Source organism: Pseudoalteromonas sp. SWYJ118, assembly GCF_015864505.1.
GTDB lineage: Bacteria > Pseudomonadota > Gammaproteobacteria > Enterobacterales > Alteromonadaceae > Pseudoalteromonas > Pseudoalteromonas arctica.
Genome location: NZ_JADYXC010000029.1, coordinates 1 through 18974, shown reverse-complemented (window position 1 = coordinate 18974; position 18974 = coordinate 1). Strand labels below are relative to the sequence as shown.

Below are 18974 nucleotides of genomic sequence, written 5' to 3'. Positions count from 1 at the left end.
TTAAAAGCTAAGCAAAAATTACTCTTCGCTTGATACTTCTTTTTCTACAACACTAATTGCAAGCTCAGCTAACGAATCGAGGTTAGGTTTACTTGGCGCGTTAGTTAATAAACACGATGCTTGTGTTGTTTTAGGGAAAGCAATAACGTCACGAATGTTATCGGTACCACATAAAAGCATTGCTAAACGGTCAAGACCAAATGCTAAACCTGCATGTGGTGGTGTGCCGTATTTAAGTGCATCAAGTAAAAAGCCAAACTTGTCTTGTTGCTCTTGCTCGTTAATACCTAAAATTCTAAATGCGGTTTCTTGCATATCTGCATTATGAATACGCACCGAACCGCCACCCACTTCGTAGCCGTTTAATACCATGTCGTAGGCATCTGAAATTGCTGCTGCTGGGTTTGCTTCAAGCTCACTTGCAGTAATATCTTTTGGTGCAGTGAATGGATGATGTACAGCATGTAATGTGCCTTCGTCATCTTCTTCAAACATTGGGAAATCTACAACCCAAAGTGGTGCCCAGCTATTAAGGTTAGTGATTTCTAAATCAACACCAATCTTAACGCGCAGTGCGCCCATAGCTTCATTTACTGTGTTGCGCTTATCGGCACCGAATAAAATAATATCGCCCGACTGTGCATTAGTACGCTCAAGCAATTTAGTAATTACGTCTTCGTTTAAAAACTTAGCCACTGGTGATTGAACGCCTTCAGCGCCTGCAGTGTGGTCGTTTACTTTCATCCACGCCATGCCTTTAGCGCCGTAAATACCAATAAACTTAGTGTAATCGTCAAGCTGTTTACGAGAAAGCTTAGCGCCACCCGGTACTGTTAATACAGCAACACGGCCTTTTTCGTCGTTAGCCGGACCTGAAAAAACATTAAACTCTACGTCTTTCACTAAATCAGCAATATCAACTAATTTCATTGGGTTACGTAAATCAGGCTTATCAGAACCGTAAAGGCTCATTGCCTCGCTGTAAGGCATGATTGGGAAATCGCCTAAATCAACGTTTAACAATGTTTGCCACATCTCACGGATCATTTTTTCAGTCATACCACGTACTTGATCAGAGCTCATGAACGAGGTTTCTATATCTATTTGGGTAAATTCTGGTTGGCGATCCGCACGTAAATCTTCATCACGGAAACATTTAACAATTTGGTAGTAACGGTCAAAACCAGACATCATCAACAATTGCTTAAACAACTGCGGCGACTGCGGTAATGCGTAAAAGCTACCTTTATGAACACGGCTCGGTACTAAGTAATCGCGCGCGCCTTCTGGCGTTGCTTTAGTAAGTACAGGTGTTTCGATGTCTAAAAAGCCGTTTTCATCTAAAAAGCGACGAACAAAGCTGCTTGCTTTAGCGCGTAATTTAATACGGTCACTCATTTCTAGACGACGTAAATCTAAGTAACGGTACTTTAAACGACGCTCTTCAGAGTTTACTTGGTTAAAATCTAGTGGAAGCGGCTCAGAGCGGTTAATAATATTAAGCTCTTTACCTAAAATTTCGATCTCCCCTGTTGCCATGTCTTTATTTACTTGGCTGTCTGGGCGTGCGCGAACAACACCTTTTAACTGAACACAAAATTCTTGGCGAAGTGTATTAGCTGAACTCATTAATTCTTCAATGTCAGAGTCGAATACAACTTGTACTAAACCTTCTCTATCGCGTAAATCGACAAAGATAAGTCCACCAAGGTCACGTCGTTTGTTGATCCAGCCACATAGTTCAACTTCTTGATCTACGTGAGTTTTATTTAGCTGTCCGCAATATATAGAGCGCATAGTTTTCCTGTCAGATAAAAGGCTTAAACGGCTAAACTTATTTGTTTTAAGGCGTGTGATTTAAAAAACAGGTCACCACAATACAAATAAAGCCGCTAGCAATCTAAAAATAATCAAATTAAGCCCTGCATTATACTCAACTAACATTAAGATGCTAGGGCGTGTGCCGCTTTTGCCCCTGAATTTACAGCAGCTCGTTTTGTTATTTGCTACACTATCGCCACTTTATAATAAGGCGCTAGTTTGTATGTTATATATTGGATGCCCGCAGTGGTCGAGTAATGCATGGAAAGGCAATTTATTTTCAAGCCAATGTAAAAACGCCGATATGCTTAGCCAATACGCCCAACATTTTAATTCTGTTGAAGGCAACACCAGCTTTTACGCCGATCCATCGCCAAGCACCGTATTGCGCTGGGCAAATAACGTACCCGACGATTTTAAATTTACGTTTAAGTTTAATCGTCGCTTTAGCCACGAACTACACCTTACTAATATACAAACCGAGCTTACAGATTGGCTTAACTTGTTCTCCCCTATTTTAGAAAAAACCGGGCAAATCATGCTGCAATTACCTAAAGCATTTGGTCCTGGTGACTTACCCAAACTCGCACAATTTATTAGCCTATTACCAAAAGAGGTTAATTACGGTGTAGAGGTACGTCATACTGCATTTTTCAAAAAAGGTGAAGCCGAAATAGCGCTTAATCAGTTATTAATGGCAAACAACATAAATCGCATATCGATGGATACTCGCGCCCTATTTGCCGTAAAACCAACAACCGAGGCACTAATAGATGCACAGCAAAAAAAGCCACATTTACCAGTACATGCCATTGCCACAGGCTCGCAGCCTATGGCGCGCTTTGTAATAGCCGATTTGCAAAACGACTATAAACCCTTTTATAAACCGTGGCTGAGCAAAGTAAAACAATGGCTTGATGAAGGTAAAACACCCTACGTGTTTTTTCATACTGCCGATAACCGAGAAGCGCCATTATTAGCAAGGCAGTTTTGTAAAGACCTTGGTTATAATCACAAAGCATTAAACCCATTTACTGGCGAAAAAGAAGCCCACCAGCAAGCACTTTTTTAAAAGTAAAACGAAAGAGAAATAATAATGAGTGAATACGCACGTTACTTTACCGGTTACCCAGCTAACATTGTTGAGCAAGTATTAAGCCTTATAAATAACAAAAAGGTATGTGACTACTTACTTAAAAAGTATCCGCAAGCACACACTATTACCAGCGATAAACTACTTTATAGCTATGCAACCGAGCTTAAAAAACAATATTTAAAAAATGCGCCACCATTTGGGCGTGCTGCTTTTAAAAAGCAAGGCGATATGGTCACCAATGCACTCGGTACACATACGTATCGAATGCAAGGTAAAACCCGTAAGCACGATTTAGCGATAAACAGCGACTTGCTCCGCGCTCCCGAGCCGTTATTAAAAGCGTTAGTGGTACATGAGCTCGCCCACTTTAAAGAAAAAGACCATAACAAAGGCTTTTATCAACTTTGCTGCCACATGGAACCGAGTTACCACCAATTGGAATTAGATTTAAGGATATTTTGTGTGGTAGTGGCGATGGGAGAGAATCCGTATGGCTTGTAATCTCAGATCAGTTTCCATTGTTACTTCTCTCTTCCCAGATTGAAATGTATTTATCCTTCAAAATTTGTAGAGAATCTTCAAATCTTCGGTGTGTTTCTTGCGATTCACTTAACATCCTAGCTAATTCTTCAGCACTATTGTTCAAGCAAGCTCGATATATTTCGATATTCTCTTTAAAGTTATTTATCTGTCCTGAGCATTTAGTTGCGTATATATGAATAAATTCTGCACTTTCACTATCAAATTTATCAAGGTATCTCTTTAAAACTAGCGACGTAGAGTGTGCTTTCCAAGCGTAAGAAGTGGTTCTATATGATAAGGTAGCTAGCCCAACTTCATTTTTTTCTGTTAAATCCTGAACAGCTTCGCAACCTAGTGATTCAAGTTCATCAAAAGTATTAATGAAAAATGATAGCAACTGTTGCTGTTTTTCATGCTTTATGCGCTTTTGGAATGCATCACGTTGGTCTTTTTGAGACTCAATAGCTAACTTTTCAGAAGCAAGCCTATCCTCTGCTGCCTGTTTATTTGCTAGAGCTTGAACTTTATTACTATCCGATTGAAGATAAACGGTATATATAATCGCAGTAAAAGATAAAAAAGAAAGTATCGGACCGAGCACTCCACCAAAAAAACTACCAAAGTGTGACCAAGTCTCTGAAGTCCCTCCGTACCCTACACCTAAACCTTTGAACCAAAGTGTAAATATGCCAACCATTGAAGCTATTGCTAATACAATTAGGGAAATCAAAACCCCCTTAAAAATTTTATTATTTTTCTTATCGATAACTGCCATGTAATCGCCCTTTCCCTTAAATTTTAATTTTTATGAATAAAAAAACGCGATATCAAATCGCGTTTTTATGCAGTCGTATCAACCTACTGAAGGCTGATAACTGAAAATTGATAGCTGAGCAAACGTTGGGTTTCGTTTCACTCAAACCAACCTACGTAATAAACTTAAAGTCCTAAGCCTGCCATAAAGTCGTCATCTGCATCATCTTGCACAACGTCTTTAGCCTTTGCGCTTTCTTTTTCAGCCTTCTTTTTAGCTTCGTTTTCAATTATGTCGTCTGGGTCTAGTGCTTCTGCAATATCAAAGTCGTGTAATTTAATAAACTCTGTTTTATCCATCGCTAATTCCAAGTAAAATATATTTTGTTTACTTGTGGTGAATGTTACGCGGCGGGCTTGCGGGCGATCCATCGTGGTATCTACCGATATTTGCACTTGCTTGTTTATTGCCATCATTTTTGGCTGATTTTGCGTAATAGAAGTATGTAACTGCTCACGCACTTTAGAAGTAAAGTCGCCAACAATTTGGTTCATCAACTCGCCTAGTACGTTTGATACGTCGTCTGATAAATGGCTATGCGCTATTTCATTCTCAGGCATACCCATATTACGCATGTAATCGCCATAAATTTCCATCGCCGCTTGCGAAGTAAAGTTGGTAATTACAAGGCCGGTAAAACCGCCGTCAAATAAAACAAAGCAGCCAATATCTGGTCGCATACATGTACGCGTTATTTTTTGTACCATAGCAGAGTAGCTAATACCATTACCGCTGGCTGATGTGAGTACGCCTGTCACTGAATGACAAAGGGTTGCTAATATATCGTCTGTGCTGATGACCTTACTTTTGCTCATTTAATCTTCTCTTTTATACTTATTATTCATAATTCTAGTCAAGCTACTGAATTTATCACTGACTATCCAGTATAAAATGTTAAAATAACTCTATTATTTACAAAGAGACTGCCTTCGTGACCATAAAAGACAGTATTTATGCCTCTGAGCAACAAGTAAAAGATTTTAGCTTTGACCAAAATGTAGTCGAAGTTTTTCCAGATATGATTCAGCGCTCGGTACCGGGCTACGCAACGATTGTCAGTACAATGGGTAAGCTTGCGGGTGAGTATGCACAAAGTAACTCAAATCTTTATGATTTAGGCTGTTCACTGGGTGCAGTAACGCTTAGCATGCGACGAAATATTCGCACCGATAACTGCCATATAATAGCGGTAGATAATTCTCAAGCTATGGTTGAGCGTTGTAAGGTACATTTACAAGGTTTTAAATCAGATGTGCCTGTTACTGTTACTTTAGGCGATATTAACGAGCTTGAGATTCAAAACGCCTCAGTAGTAGCAATGAACTTTACGCTGCAGTTTATTCCACACGCACAGCGCCAAGCCGTGCTTGAAAAAATATACGCTAACTTAAAGCCCGGTGGCGTGCTGCTACTTAGCGAAAAAATTAAAGCTGAAAACGAGCAATGCGACAATTTATTGATTGATTTGCACCACGACTTTAAACGACACAATGGTTACTCTGAGCTTGAAATAAGCCAAAAGCGTACCGCCATCGAAAACGTTATGCGCCCAGATACACTAAGCGCTCACTTTACTCGCTTACAAGATATTGGTTTTAGCCAAACTCAAGTGTGGTATCAATGTTTTAATTTTTGCTCAATGGTAGCAATTAAATAAAGAGAGTGACTTATGTCTCAATGGTTTAACCAATTTTACGCATCTATCGCACAAAGCCCTCTTAGCCACTGGCTAGAAACCCTGCCGGCACAATTAAAACACTGGCAAAACGAGGCAAGCCATGGCGATTTACCTAAATGGCAAAAAGTGCTTAAAAATTTGCCTGAAGTAGCAACTACGCATGTAGATGTCTCTACCAAGGTAGAAATAGGCGCGTCAGGGGAGATGAGTGATGGCGAACAAAAACAGGCGATGCATTTATTAAAACGCATGATGCCATGGCGCAAAGGCCCATTTAGTTTGCACGGAATTGAAATAGACACAGAGTGGCGCAGTGATTGGAAGTGGGACCGCCTGCTTCCTCATATTGAGCCATTAAAAGGCCGCACCGTTTTAGATATTGGTTGTGGCTCAGGTTATCATTTATGGCGTATGCGCGGTGAAGGCGCAGAGTTTGTAGTGGGTATTGATCCGTCTGATTTATTTTTATGTCAGTTCCAGGCAATTAAACACTACAACCCAGACGAAAACGTGCATTTACTGCCACTAGGCGTTGAAGCATTACCTGAGCTTAAAGCGTTTGATACGGTTTTTTCGATGGGCGTACTTTATCATCGTCGCTCACCTATCGACTTTTTAGCGCAGTTAAAGGCGCAGCTTCGCCCCGGCGGCGAACTTGTACTTGAAACGCTAGTAATTGAAGGTGATGAAAACACAGTATTAGTCCCTACCGACCGCTACGCTAAAATGCGCAACGTTTGGTTTATTCCAAGTACTGCAGCATTAAAACTCTGGATGGAACGCGTTGGCTTTAAAGATGTACAAATAAAAGATTGCGCTATTACCACGCTTGAAGAGCAACGCAAAACCGACTGGATGGAAAACGAGTCGTTAATAGACTTTTTAGATCCAAACGATACAAGTAAAACAATTGAAGGCTACCCCGCTCCACTTCGAGCCATATTAACCGCAAAAGCATAGCTGTTAATTTAACGTCTTTAATTACTAAAAAAACGCCTGCTGGCGTTTTTTTGTTTATTTAAACAACAGACAGCGGACAAGTGTCCTTGTTAATTATTTCAAAATTACATTTGAGCTAGCCGCGACCTTGCAATTGTTGTAAAATACGCGCGTTTCTAAGCAACCCAAAACAACTATTTTGAGGAAAACCTGTGAGCGAACAAAAACAGTCTCTAAGCTATAAAGACGCGGGCGTAGATATCGACGCTGGTAATGCACTTGTTGAGCGTATTAAAGGCGTAGTTAAAAAAACTCGTCGTCCTGAAGTAATGGGCGGAATTGGTGGTTTTGGCGCACTTTGCGAAATTCCTGAAGGCTACAAGCAACCAGTCTTAGTTGCAGGCACAGATGGCGTTGGTACTAAACTACGTTTAGCAATCGACTTAAAAAAACACGATACGGTTGGTATTGATTTGGTTGCAATGTGTGTAAACGACTTAATTGTTCAAGGTGCTGAACCCCTGTTTTTTCTAGATTACTATGCAACTGGTAAACTAGATGTAGACACAGCAGCTGACGTAGTTACAGGTATTGGCAAAGGTTGTGAAATTTCAGGTTGTGCCCTAATTGGTGGCGAAACAGCTGAAATGCCAGGTATGTATGATGGTGAAGACTACGACATGGCAGGCTTTTGTACAGGCGTTGTAGAAAAATCAAAAATTATTGATGGCACAAAAGTAGCAGCAGGCGATCAGCTTATTGCACTTGCTTCAAGCGGCCCTCATTCAAATGGCTTCTCTTTAATTCGTAAAGTACTTGAAGTGTCAAAAGCTGATACCAGCGCTGACTTTGAAGGTAAAACATTAGGCGAAACCTTACTTGAGCCTACTCGTATTTACGTAAAACCTTTACTTGAGTTATTCAAAAACGTTGACGTACATGCGCTTTCGCATATTACTGGCGGCGGTTTTTGGGAAAACATTCCACGTGTATTACCCGCTTCAGCAAAAGCTGTAGTTAAAGGTGATAGCTGGCAGTGGCCACCTATTTTTAACTGGCTACAGGAAAACGGCAATATTACTACACACGAAATGTACCGTACATTTAACTGTGGTGTAGGTATGGTTTTAGTAGTTCCTGCAGACAAACTTGAGCAAAGCTTAACAATGCTAAAAGACTTGGGCGAAAATGCATGGCACCTTGGTGAAATTCAAGATGCAGCAGCTGGCGAAGAGCAAGTTGAAATTGTAGGTGGTGCTAAGTAATGGCACCGACTCGTCTGGTAGTTTTAATCTCAGGTAGTGGCTCTAATTTACAAGCCATCATAGATGCCTGCGAACGTGGCGAGATAAACGGACATATAGCGGCTGTTATTAGTAACAAAGCAGACGCTTATGGCCTAGAGCGTGCAAAAAAAGCAGGTATTGCTACAAAAGTGCTCAGTCATAAAGATTTTGACTCGCGCGAAGCGTACGATGCGCAATTAATGAACGTTATCGACTCTTTTATGCCAAATCTAGTTGTATTAGCTGGGTTTATGCGTATTCTTACTCCTGGCTTAGTGCAAAAATATGTTGGAAAAATGTTGAACATTCATCCATCTTTGTTGCCTAAGTATCAGGGGCTGAATACCCACCAAAGAGCAATTGATGCAAAAGACGATGTTCATGGCGTAAGTGTTCACTTTGTTACTGAAGAATTAGACGGCGGTCCCGTTATTCTTCAGGCGCAAATACCTGTACTCAAGGATGATACAGCAGAAACATTAGCAAAACGCGTGCATGAGCAAGAGCATATAATTTATCCTTTGGTGGTCAAGTGGTTCAGTGAACACAGACTTACTATGGAAGCAGATTATGCAGTTCTTGACAAAAAACAACTTCCTGCACACGGCGCGCACTACTCACAATAAAAAAATAAGTGCCCTGTTGTTATGTGCGGGCGCTTTACTTCCAACTAGCCTAATTGCAGGCGAATTGACCCAATATCAAGCTAACTACGATATTTTACGCAAAGGTAAAAATCATGGTGAGGCTGTTCGTGAGCTCAAAAAAATGGGCGACGATACTTATGAACTAACATACCACAGCAATATTGAGTGGATGATTTTCTCTGATTCTCGTGAAGAAACATCAAAGTTTACCTTTAAAGATGGCAAGGTCACCCCGCATCATTACAATATGATCCGCACCGGTACAGGCCCTGATAAAGATTATAAAATTGATTTTGATACAACAAACAAAGTAGTGACTAGCAGTGCTAGCGAATACCCTCTTAAATGCGAATGGACTGATGACTTTCAGGATGCTATTTCGTACCAAGTACAAGTACGCGAAGGATTGAAAAAAGGCGAAACGAGCTTTTCATTCCCGCTTATTGATAAAAAAGGTAATCGCCGCGACTACAATTTTGAAGTATCTGGCACCGAGATGATTTCGTTGCCTATCGGTAATGTAGAAGCTATTAAAGTAAAGCGTTTATACGATAACGATAAACGCCAAGCAATTGCATGGTTTGCGCCAGAAATGGATTACATGCTGGTACGTATGTGGAAAGGTGAAAAAGGCATGGAGCAGTTTGAAGTTCAAATGAATTCATTTACTGTTACTGCACCTACAGCTGTTGCGCCTGCTATAGCACAACAACCTCAAGAAGCTAACTAGCTTTAAATAAATCAGTAATAAAATAGGTGGGCTAAATTAGCTCACCCATTTTAAACAATGCAAACTCCCCCGGCTCCATTTTTTGCCAGCGCTCATCATTTGTCAAAGGTCTTGTGGCTATTACTGTTACTACATCGTTTGGTGTGGTCTCTTGTTGAAAATCAACCACCATGTCGGCATCAATCAACGTTGCTTTACCAAATGGCGCACGGCGCGTTATGTAATGTAAGTTATTAGTGCAATACGCTAGAACAAACACCCCGTCGGTCAATAGCATATTAAACACGCCTTTTTCACGCAACGTATGCGAGAGCTTAGCGGCGTATCTAAAAACCGATGCCATATTACTTGGACGTTTTGGGTATTTTTCGCGAATTTTATCGAGTAACCAACAAAAAGCGAGTTCGCTATCGGTGTTCCCCACTGGACGATAGTACTCTGTTTTTAAATCATGATAATTTGATAGTTGCCCGTTGTGTGCATAGGTGAGCTCACGCCCCCACAACTCTCGTGTAAACGGATGGGTGTTTTCCAGACACACTCTACCGCGGTTCCCTTGTCGAATATGGCTAATAACCGATACACTTTTAATTGGGTATGCTTTAACGAGTTTAGCTATTTCAGATTGATAACTCGGCTCAGGATCTTTAAAGGTTCTACAGCCTTTACCTTCGTAAAACGTAATACCCCACCCATCTTTATGTGGGCCGGTATTTCCACCACGCTCTAAAAGGCCTGAAAAACTAAAACAAATATCGGTAGGCACGTTGGCTGACATGCCAAGTAATTCACACATTAATAAAATAACCCTTAAAAACCATACATTAAAAATAAATAGCGTTATATTTTTACATTAGGCGTACACTAATTTACAGCCCACTATGATTACTATACTTACTTAAAAAGTGTCATTTTGCTATTAGATTTATTTATTTTTACGTTAACAATACTTGCAGCTAACGCTTTGACTATACGATAGTAATTAAGCGTTCCTCTGTCGGGTAATTAAATATCGTATTTAAGTTACTTTCTACTACAATTTAATATCGTTATGTACTTGAAAATTACTGTTACTAGCGCTACTCTAAGTGAGGTGGTCTGACCTCTATTAAGGAATAAAAATGACACTCATATTTACACTGGTTCTAATCGTGTTGCTTTGCACTGCGATTTACCACAGAGCAAGTTGGAACACAGCACTTGGTGTTTCAGCTATTACTTTATTAATTGGTACCTTTGCGGGTGCTTTTGGTTTAATTAGCTGGTTGATCTTTTTGATCATCGCGGTTCCTCTTTCTGTTACTGGCATTCGTCAGCAATATATTATCAAGCCAATTTTTGCTATGTTTAAAAAAGTAACGCCAAGCATGTCTGATACTGAAAAATCAGCTATTGATGCCGGTACAACGTGGTGGGAAGCTGATTTATTTTGTGGTAACCCAGATTGGAAAAAGCTTCACCAATACCCAGTTCCTAAACTTACTATTGAAGAGCAAGCCTTTGTTGATGGCCCTGTTGAAGTAGTATGTAGCATGTTGGACGATTGGGAAGCAACGCACGAACTAACCGACCTTCCTCAAGATGTATGGCAATATCTAAAAGATAATAAATTCTTTGCCATGATCATCAAAAAAGAATATGGCGGTTTAGAGTTTTCTGCATTTGCACAGTCATGTGTACTTCAAAAACTAACAAGTAAATCAACATTACTTTCGTCAATTGTTGGTGTACCGAACTCTTTAGGCCCAGGTGAATTATTACAACACTATGGTACAAAAGAACAAAAAGATCATTACTTGCCGCGCCTAGCGAGCGGTCAAGAAATTCCATGTTTTGCATTAACGTCGCCAGAAGCGGGTTCTGATGCAAGCTCAATTCCAGACTACGGTGTGGTATGTAAAGGGCAATGGAATGGTGAAGAAGTTGTGGGTGTTAGTTTAACGTGGAATAAGCGTTACATTACACTTGCCCCAGTTGCTACCGTACTTGGTCTTGCGTTTAAGTTACAAGATCCAGATGGCTTAATTGGCGACAATAAAGAGCCAGGTATTACCTGTGCACTTATACCAACGGATACTCCTGGAGTTGAAATTGGTCGTCGACATTTCCCGCTTAACGTACCATTTCAAAATGGGCCTACTCGCGGTAAAGACATTTTTGTACCACTTGATTACATTATTGGTGGTCCAGATATGGCTGGTCAAGGCTGGCGTATGCTGGTTGAATGTTTATCGGTTGGTCGTGCAATTACATTGCCGTCAAACTCTGCCGGTGGCATTAAAATGATTGCTATTGCGACAGGTGCTTACAGCCGAATTCGTCGTCAGTTCCGTTTACCTATTGGTAAAATGGAAGGTGTTGAAGAGTCACTAGCTAAATTAGCTGGTTACGCTTACAGCTCTGATGCTGCGGTTAGCATGTCTACGGGTGCGGTTGATTTAGGCGAAAAGCCATCGGTTGTTTCTGCCATTATTAAATACCACCTTACAGAGCAAATGCGTGATGCAACTATTCATGCAATGGATGTACTTGGCGGTAAGGGCATCATGCTTGGGCCAAATAACTATTTAGGTCGTGGCTATCAAGGTGCACCTATTGCCATTACCGTTGAAGGTGCAAACATCTTGACCCGTAATATGATTATTTATGGTCAAGGTGCAATTCGCTGTCATCCATTCGTACTAACAGAGCTTGGTGCATGTGAAATAGAAGACCGCGAAGAAGCGCTTAATGTATTTGATAAAGCGCTAATGGGCCATATTGGTTTTACTATGTCGAACCTTGTGCGTACTAAGTGGCTTGCGCTCACAGGTGCTCGTTTTACAAGTGTGCCGTACAACGACGAAACAGCTGAATTTTACCGTATAGCGTCACGCTTTAGTGCATCACTTGCTCTTATGTCTGACATTAGCATGGCAGTATTTGGTGGTTCACTAAAACGTAAAGAACGTATTTCAGCACGTTTAGGTGACTTACTTAGTTACTTATACTTAGTGTCTGCAACGCTTAAGCGTTACAACGATGAAGGCCGTAAAAAAGAAGATTTTGCGCTAGTAAAATGGAGTTGCCAAGATCACCTTTACCATTGCCAACGTGCACTTGCTGATTTAATTAATAACATGCCTTCGGCTCCACTACGCGCCGTGTTAAAAGTATTGTTATTCCCGTTTGGTCGCCCGGTTCGTAAACCAACTGACCAACTTGAGCATAAACTTGCGCAACTACTACAAGTACCTAGCGAAACGCGTAACCGTTTAGCAAGCTATGTATACTTAACAAATGAGCCGCTTAACCTTGTAGGTCGTCAAGAGCAAACGCTTAAAGACGTACTTGCTGTTGAGCCATTATTTGAAAGAGTATGTAAAGAAAAAGGCCTTAAACTGCCATTCTTCCAGCTTGATAAAGTAGCGCAAATGGGGCTTGAAGCAGGCATATTAAGCCAAGCAGAGGCTGATAAACTAGCTGCTGTTGAGCAATCTCGTTTAGATGTTATTAACGTTGATGACTTTGACCCAGCTGACTTACTTGCAGGCAAAGCCGCGCGTAATAGCGTTAAAAAAGAAGCTGATGCGGCTTAATTAACTAAGTAAGCATTTGAATACTAAAAGCCAGCGCCTAATGCGCTGGCTTTTTTGTGTAAAATAAATTGTTATATATCAAATCGCACATATCAAGCAATCAAATACTCGTCGACAAGTGTAAATTAGCGCTTATTTATCAATCGCTTCCATGCTAAAACTATGCCTGTATACACTAAAAAACATGCGAACAATGATGCCAAACCAGCTAATGTTTGCCCTAAAAAACCAAAGTATTCACCGGTATGTAAAAATCGAGATGTTCCCCATGCTTGATCGCCTCGCGTCCAATCCGATTTTTTAAACGTTTTAGTTACGTCGCCCGTGTGAGTATCTAAAAATAATGAATACGCATATTCTTGACGATTCCCAATACTGGTATCAATATAAAAACGTGCTTCGTGTTTTTTGTCACCTAATTCTAACCACATTGAATACCAATCAGCGGCACCATTATTAATTGCATGTATTTGAGCTTGTTGGAATAGAGCATCGTAAGGTACTTTATCAGCCGATAAATCTAATACTGGTAGATGCTTTTCTCGCTCCGGTACGTTTTGCCCAAACGCGCCATATAACGCTTTATTCGCCCAGTCAAAATGAAACAAAGTAGCCGTTAATGACAAAACGAGTAAAACCGGTAAACACCAAATTCCAAAAACTAAATGCCACTGCCTATTTCGATGATGTGATGATTTGTAACTCTTTGCTAGTAATAAATATCCTTTTAATGCAGAGCGATTAAATCGCTTTGGTAACCACAGATAAGCACCCGATAGTAATAAAAAGATAAAAAATAGATTAGCGTAGCCATTTATATTTTTGCCAATCACTTGTGAAGCGCCATGCAGTAATAAATAACGATGTATATCAGTTACAACGTGAAAAAAACCAGCCGCTAGCCCCTCTCCTTCACGAATAACATCTCCCGTATAAGGGTGTAATAAGTAGCTATGTTTTCCCGCCCAGGCAGGAATAGCAGCCCCTTCTCGATTTACCCAACGAATATAAATATGTGATTGACTCGGATGCGATTCTTGCAAAATATCTACAACATCATCAGTCGATAGCCGCTGTTGAGCATAGGTGCTTTTTACAGTAAATCGCATTTCATCTAGCTCAACAATCTGTCGCTCATAGGTTAATAAAAAACCCGTGAACGACATGCTAAAAATAAATAAACCGGCGATTAAACCTATAATTAAGTGAGCCCAAAAGACCCACTTTTTAAACAATTTTAAGAACATAAAATAAGTTACTTATTCTTAAAACTGATAAGAAATCGATAAGCGAATATCGCGCCCAGATTCGTATGGACCAACAACAGTGTCAAATACTTCACTGTAATCACCCACACTTGAATGATCGATATATAACTCATTAAATAAGTTAGTAACAGCAACATTAAATAATAATGCATTTGTCACATTCCACTGCCCATATAAATCAACAGTGGTATAGCTTGGTTTATTTAGGGTATATAAAGAATCGGTCCAACCAAGGTCAACAGCTTGATGAAGAGTATTAATATCGAGTGAATCGACTTTAATTACACTAAAACCAACCTTTGCATCGGTGTTAATGTCGTAATCAACGCCGGCAACCCATGTATTGCCTCTGCTATTACCTAAACCGACAAACTCATAGCCATTAATATCAATTGCATCATAACTTACACTGTACAACCCATCACGTGGGTCAAGCTCTGTATCAGTAGCTGAAAATCCAATGAAGAAATCAAATGAATTTAAACGATATGCTAGGTCAAACTCAAACCCTTTAGTCTCTAACGTGCCTATATTGTTATAAACCGAGTTTCCTTCATACCCTTCAAATATCACATCATCTAAAGACGAATTATAAATACTTGCCTTAGCGGATAAATTTTCATTAGTGTACGTTATGGATGCTTCAATATTAGCTACGGTCTCAGGTACTAAACTTTCATCCGCTACTGGAATATCTGAACCGTCATATAAATATCCATCAATGGTAAAGCCATCCCCTATTTGTTTACCACGCGCGGCTTCAGCATACCCAAGCCCTACTGTCCAAGCATCATTAATATCGTATGCTAAACCGATATTAAAGCTCACTTCATTGTCGTCTAAACTCGATGCGCTTTCTGTAATTGCAGTCCCATAATATTCATCTAATAGGATGTCTTGTTTAAACTTATAACTATCAAAACGCACCCCATAACTCAGTAAAAGTTGTGGAGTAATATCACTATAACCTTGTGCATAAACACCCAGTACACTGCCTTGTTCTGAATTTTCTTTTGCACCAGCTGCAGACCCACTCGATACTTCATCGTTTCTATAATCAATGCCATAAACAAATTTATGTTCATCAATAATACTTGTATTACGAATATCTAAGCCATATGTGTCAATGTCAGCAAGCCAAGCAAATCGGCCGCCATTAAAAGATGATTCGGTTTTGTATGCTGTCGCCTCTAAATACAATAAGTTATTATAAGAAAATATATAATTAGCAACGTAAGTCTCTCGCTCTGCTTCACTTGGGTACAAAGCATCACCCTCTTGTACCGCCCAGTTAGGGCGTGCTGAAAAATCCCCTTCTTCGTCGCGTTTTTCAATACTTACCGACAAATGATGATTATCTGCTAACTCACCACTGGCTTTAATAAACATCATATCTTGATCGGCGGCCGTACCATAAATAGTATCGCCATCACCATCTTCCATGTTCTCGCGATTCACAGTACTGAAATATCCTAGTACGCCCCATGTATCACTTAATTTACCGTATACACTAGTGCTTAAACGCGTACCGTCATTTGAAAAGTAACTTGCTTTAACACGTCCACCAAATTGTTCACCTTGATTAAGTAAGTCTTGCGCGTCTTTAGTTTTAAAGCGGATAGAGCCGCCAATCGCACCAGGACCACTTGTTGCTTCGCCGGCACCTGCTTGCACATCTATTTGCTGTAATAGGTCAGGATCTATTGTTACACGACCAATATGATGAAATAACGTTGATGTTTGCTGTGCACCATCAACCGTTATATTTAATAAAGAATCTTCAACACCACGAATATAGATCTTTTGTGCAACGCCTACCGAGCCGCCCACGCTAACAGAAGGTGAATGTCGAAAAATGTCAGCCAGATCACTTGCTTGATATTGTTCTATTTCTTCAGCTGTAATACTCAAATTAGTTGCAGAACCAACTACAGATATTTTTTCAACAGACGCTGTACTTTTAGTAAGTTCTTGCGCGTATATAGGTGAACTAAATGATGCACAAATGGCACTCATTAAGGCTAATTTTTTCAAGGGGGACGTTCCTTCTTAATTGCAAATAAGAAGGATTATCATTTTCTTTTAATGAAAAGCATAGCAACTTTACATTTGTTACATTTAGGACATATACAAAGACGCGTTAGGTGCAACCTACTTTAGTTGCCTAAAAATATGTAAGTAAGGGCGTGAACAGGACGAGAAAGCGTTGCTCAGTTTTACAAGCACACAATATGAAATGTAATTTATACACCTTTAGGAACCGTTACAGTCATTACTAAACCACCTGCAGTATCATTTTTAGCACATACTGTTGCAGCAATCGCATGTAATTGCCTTTGTGCTAAAGCAAGCCCTAAACCAAAGCTATCACTGTTGCATGAGCGAGCTGAATCAATCCGGAAAAAAGGTCTAAAAATAGTATTTAAATGCTCTTTAGGTACTCCTGGACCTTGATCTGCAATAATAATTTTATATTCATGTTTATAATCAATGAGGCTAATCCGTACTTTTTTATTAATGGGTGTGTAACGTAGTGCATTTCTAAGTATATTCTCCAGTGCTTGACCTAATGCTCTGTGATTACTGTTTTCAATATGGGCTTGATTAGGTAAGTCAGCAGAAATAAGTTTATCTGGGTACTCAAAACGCCCATCTTCAATGAGGATTTCGAGTAAATCGACTAAATCCAAAGATTCGATGCGCAACTGAGGTGACTCGTTATCTAACCAGGATAACGTAAGTGTGTCATCCACTAACTTACGGATATGCTGTGACTCTTTGTGAATACGCTCTAATTTGATTTGCGTGTCTTCTACACCCTTTTCCCTGTGAGTGAGTAAATTGTCAGTTGCTATATCTAAACGTGTTAAAGGTGTTCTCAACTCGTGAGACAAATCAGTTAATAATACACGTTGATGCATAATTTGATCACTGATCCGCTCTGCCATTAGATCAAATGTTTCAGCTAGCTGAGATAGTTCATCATTGCGTGAGCCCAACTGCTCCCGAACTCTGACACTAAAGTCTCCTTTGCTAAATGCCCTACTTGCTAAGTCGAGTTCTTTAATAGGGTGCATAATATGACGATATAACACAATCGATAAACACACCAATATCAGCATTGGCAATAAAACTTGTAACGACAAACGTGTTAAATTCCAAAGTGATCCTGGGTGCATTCTTTGCGGCAACTGCACAACAAGGCTAGTTGCACCATCTTTAAAGGGTAATTGCATAACGGGTGCATGCTCAAAATACAGATGGATTTTCCAATCAATACTTCGCCCCAAGTTATACCCTGTATACTCATAACGATGAGAACGATTACCTGCTAACTCAATCACATTGGCTTTAGCAATTACAGCCCAAATACTCTCTTGTTGTTGTAAATCATCAACCCAACGCTCAAGTTCGCTCATATCGCCTTGATCAAATATAACCTCAGCCTTTTTTTGCCAATTAATTAACTCTTCTCGGCTTGAGTCACTTAGCATGCTCATATCATTTTCAAAATGATTAACCGCGACATTAATTAAATAAAACATAGCAACAACACCAGTACCAATAATTAAGCACAGCTTCCAAAATAAACGTCGTGTCATTTAATACAGTACCCTTGCCCATGTACAGTGTGTAAACGGCTGCCATCCCAGCCGGCGTTATTTAATTTTTTTCGTATACGACTCATATGCATATCTAAACTACGATCGTACTGACTGAAACGCTTGTTAAGCGCCACTTGATATAAAAAAGGTTTTAACAGTATTTGTTCTTGGTTTTTCATTAAAATTTGCAGCAAGGCAAACTCAATAGGCGTAAAAGCTAATAGCTCACAATGCAGAAAAACCTGCTGCTGTAGGCTATCTATTTCAAGTCCATCAATATTAGCAATGTAAGGGGTATTTGTGTCTTGTTTAAAAACGCGCCTTAGTACTGAATCTACGCGTAGTAATAATTCTTGGCTATTAAACGGTTTTGCTAAGTAATCATCTGCACCAGCTGATAGACCTAGTATGCGCTCTTCTTCAGCATGTTTTGCCGATACAATTATTACAGGGGTGTTATTACAACTACGTAAAATATTAAGTACTGCTAAACCGTCTTTGCCCGGCAACATAACATCTAATAAAATAAGACTAAAACGTTGAGAAACCGCTAAATCAAGCGCTTGATTACCATCAAAACACTGTGTAACAGAGTATCCTTGATTGCCTAGTAATTCAGTAATTTGATCATTAAGTAATGTATCGTCTTCAACAACTAAAATATCAAAATCAGATTTGTTGCGTTGATAGGCCTGTGGTGCAGACATAGAAAGCCATAATTTTTATAGTATTAAAACAAGTTAAAGCAAATGGTAATACAAATCAATATCAAAAGCAGTATGCAGGAAGAAAGTTAATTTTTTAAGTGTTTTGAGTGTTTTGAGTGTTTTGAGTGTTTTGAGTGTTTTGAGTGTTTTGAGTGTTTTGAGTGTTTTTTAAACATAAATTTATTATTGAGGAAATAACAAGTGGCGGAGTGGACGGGACTCGAACCCGCGACCCCCGGCGTGACAGGCCGGTATTCTAACCAACTGAACTACCACTCCGCAG

16 protein-coding genes and 1 tRNA gene are annotated in these 18974 nt (G+C 39.8%); 8 read left to right on the top strand and 9 right to left on the bottom strand.

What is annotated here, in order from left to right:
* Positions 1 to 18: 18 nt before the first annotated feature.
* Positions 19 to 1797 (bottom strand): aspartate--tRNA ligase, encoded by a 1779-nt coding sequence (gene aspS / locus I6F48_RS19050; protein WP_197120081.1) that lies wholly within the window; start codon positions 1795 to 1797, stop codon positions 19 to 21.
* Positions 1798 to 2044: 247 nt separating this feature from the next.
* Between aspS and I6F48_RS19045 the strand changes: the two genes are divergently transcribed.
* Together I6F48_RS19045 and I6F48_RS19040 are read left to right on the top strand one after the other, a co-directional pair.
* Positions 2045 to 2893, top strand: coding sequence for a DUF72 domain-containing protein (locus I6F48_RS19045; RefSeq protein ID WP_197120080.1), 849 nt, complete (start codon positions 2045 to 2047; stop codon positions 2891 to 2893).
* A gap of 24 nt (positions 2894 to 2917) precedes the next feature.
* Positions 2918 to 3418: a M48 metallopeptidase family protein gene (locus I6F48_RS19040; protein ID WP_197120079.1), complete on the top strand. Its 501-nt coding sequence runs from the start codon at positions 2918 to 2920 to the stop codon at positions 3416 to 3418.
* Positions 3419 to 3425: 7 nt separating this feature from the next.
* On the opposite strand, the gene I6F48_RS19035 is transcribed toward I6F48_RS19040, so the two are convergent.
* Together I6F48_RS19035 and I6F48_RS19030 are read right to left on the bottom strand one after the other, a co-directional pair.
* Positions 3426 to 4214, bottom strand: coding sequence for a hypothetical protein (locus I6F48_RS19035; protein ID WP_197120078.1), 789 nt, complete (start codon positions 4212 to 4214; stop codon positions 3426 to 3428).
* Positions 4215 to 4378: 164 nt separating this feature from the next.
* A complete protein-coding gene (locus I6F48_RS19030) occupies positions 4379 to 5068 on the bottom strand; it encodes a DUF3334 family protein (RefSeq protein WP_165729298.1) in 690 nt (229 codons plus the stop codon).
* Between the two features lie 116 nt (positions 5069 to 5184).
* Between I6F48_RS19030 and cmoA the strand changes: the two genes are divergently transcribed.
* From cmoA to I6F48_RS19005, 5 genes are all read left to right on the top strand, one after another.
* On the top strand, positions 5185 to 5910 hold the full coding sequence (gene cmoA, locus I6F48_RS19025; protein WP_007378000.1) for a carboxy-S-adenosyl-L-methionine synthase CmoA: 726 nt from the start codon (positions 5185 to 5187) through the stop codon (positions 5908 to 5910).
* A gap of 12 nt (positions 5911 to 5922) precedes the next feature.
* Positions 5923 to 6891 carry a tRNA 5-methoxyuridine(34)/uridine 5-oxyacetic acid(34) synthase CmoB gene (gene cmoB / locus I6F48_RS19020; RefSeq protein ID WP_197120077.1) on the top strand — a complete coding sequence of 323 codons (969 nt, stop codon included), beginning with the start codon at positions 5923 to 5925 and terminating at the stop codon, positions 6889 to 6891.
* Between the two features lie 191 nt (positions 6892 to 7082).
* Positions 7083 to 8135, top strand: a complete 1053-nt coding sequence (gene purM / locus I6F48_RS19015) for a phosphoribosylformylglycinamidine cyclo-ligase (protein ID WP_002959993.1) — start codon at positions 7083 to 7085, stop codon at positions 8133 to 8135.
* Entirely contained in the window at positions 8135 to 8782 is a 648-nt protein-coding gene (gene purN / locus I6F48_RS19010; RefSeq protein WP_007586949.1) for a phosphoribosylglycinamide formyltransferase, read from the top strand. The genes purM and purN overlap by 1 nt, the downstream gene beginning before the upstream one ends.
* A gap of 16 nt (positions 8783 to 8798) precedes the next feature.
* Positions 8799 to 9533: a DUF3108 domain-containing protein gene (locus tag I6F48_RS19005; protein WP_197120087.1), complete on the top strand. Its 735-nt coding sequence runs from the start codon at positions 8799 to 8801 to the stop codon at positions 9531 to 9533.
* Between the two features lie 31 nt (positions 9534 to 9564).
* On the opposite strand, the gene I6F48_RS19000 is transcribed toward I6F48_RS19005, so the two are convergent.
* On the bottom strand, positions 9565 to 10329 hold the full coding sequence (locus I6F48_RS19000) for a class II glutamine amidotransferase (protein WP_165740353.1): 765 nt from the start codon (positions 10327 to 10329) through the stop codon (positions 9565 to 9567).
* Positions 10330 to 10654: 325 nt separating this feature from the next.
* Here I6F48_RS19000 and fadE point away from each other — a divergent pair, with 325 nt between their 5' ends.
* Positions 10655 to 13111, top strand: a complete 2457-nt coding sequence (gene fadE, locus I6F48_RS18995) for an acyl-CoA dehydrogenase FadE (RefSeq protein ID WP_197120076.1) — start codon at positions 10655 to 10657, stop codon at positions 13109 to 13111.
* A gap of 125 nt (positions 13112 to 13236) precedes the next feature.
* On the opposite strand, the gene I6F48_RS18990 is transcribed toward fadE, so the two are convergent.
* The 5 genes from I6F48_RS18990 to I6F48_RS18970 all read right to left on the bottom strand — a co-directional run bounded on the left by I6F48_RS18990 (position 13237) and on the right by I6F48_RS18970 (position 18970).
* Positions 13237 to 14358, bottom strand: a complete 1122-nt coding sequence (locus I6F48_RS18990; RefSeq protein WP_165740358.1) for a PepSY-associated TM helix domain-containing protein — start codon at positions 14356 to 14358, stop codon at positions 13237 to 13239.
* Between the two features lie 18 nt (positions 14359 to 14376).
* The gene (locus I6F48_RS18985) at positions 14377 to 16413 is read right to left on the bottom strand and encodes a TonB-dependent receptor plug domain-containing protein (protein WP_197120075.1); all 2037 of its coding nucleotides are present in this window, start codon (positions 16411 to 16413) and stop codon (positions 14377 to 14379) included.
* A gap of 209 nt (positions 16414 to 16622) precedes the next feature.
* Positions 16623 to 17981 carry a histidine kinase sensor domain-containing protein gene (locus I6F48_RS18980; RefSeq protein ID WP_165729290.1) on the bottom strand — a complete coding sequence of 453 codons (1359 nt, stop codon included), beginning with the start codon at positions 17979 to 17981 and terminating at the stop codon, positions 16623 to 16625.
* Positions 17978 to 18691: a response regulator transcription factor gene (locus I6F48_RS18975; protein WP_165740361.1), complete on the bottom strand. Its 714-nt coding sequence runs from the start codon at positions 18689 to 18691 to the stop codon at positions 17978 to 17980. Before I6F48_RS18975 ends, I6F48_RS18980 begins: the two co-directional genes overlap by 4 nt.
* A gap of 202 nt (positions 18692 to 18893) precedes the next feature.
* Positions 18894 to 18970, bottom strand: a tRNA-Asp gene (locus I6F48_RS18970).
* Between the last annotated feature and the right edge of the window lie 4 nt (positions 18971 to 18974).

Coding starts and splice junctions, on each gene's coding strand:
- aspS (WP_197120081.1), bottom strand. CDS start 1,797: ATGCGCTCTATATATTGCGGACAGCTAAATAAAACTCACGTAGATCAA.
- I6F48_RS19045 (WP_197120080.1), top strand. CDS start 2,045: ATGTTATATATTGGATGCCCGCAGTGGTCGAGTAATGCATGGAAAGGC.
- I6F48_RS19040 (WP_197120079.1), top strand. CDS start 2,918: ATGAGTGAATACGCACGTTACTTTACCGGTTACCCAGCTAACATTGTT.
- I6F48_RS19035 (WP_197120078.1), bottom strand. CDS start 4,214: ATGGCAGTTATCGATAAGAAAAATAATAAAATTTTTAAGGGGGTTTTG.
- I6F48_RS19030 (WP_165729298.1), bottom strand. CDS start 5,068: ATGAGCAAAAGTAAGGTCATCAGCACAGACGATATATTAGCAACCCTT.
- cmoB (WP_197120077.1), top strand. CDS start 5,923: ATGTCTCAATGGTTTAACCAATTTTACGCATCTATCGCACAAAGCCCT.
- purN (WP_007586949.1), top strand. CDS start 8,135: ATGGCACCGACTCGTCTGGTAGTTTTAATCTCAGGTAGTGGCTCTAAT.
- I6F48_RS19000 (WP_165740353.1), bottom strand. CDS start 10,329: ATGTGTGAATTACTTGGCATGTCAGCCAACGTGCCTACCGATATTTGT.
- fadE (WP_197120076.1), top strand. CDS start 10,655: ATGACACTCATATTTACACTGGTTCTAATCGTGTTGCTTTGCACTGCG.
- I6F48_RS18990 (WP_165740358.1), bottom strand. CDS start 14,358: ATGTTCTTAAAATTGTTTAAAAAGTGGGTCTTTTGGGCTCACTTAATT.
- I6F48_RS18980 (WP_165729290.1), bottom strand. CDS start 17,981: ATGACACGACGTTTATTTTGGAAGCTGTGCTTAATTATTGGTACTGGT.
- I6F48_RS18975 (WP_165740361.1), bottom strand. CDS start 18,691: ATGTCTGCACCACAGGCCTATCAACGCAACAAATCTGATTTTGATATT.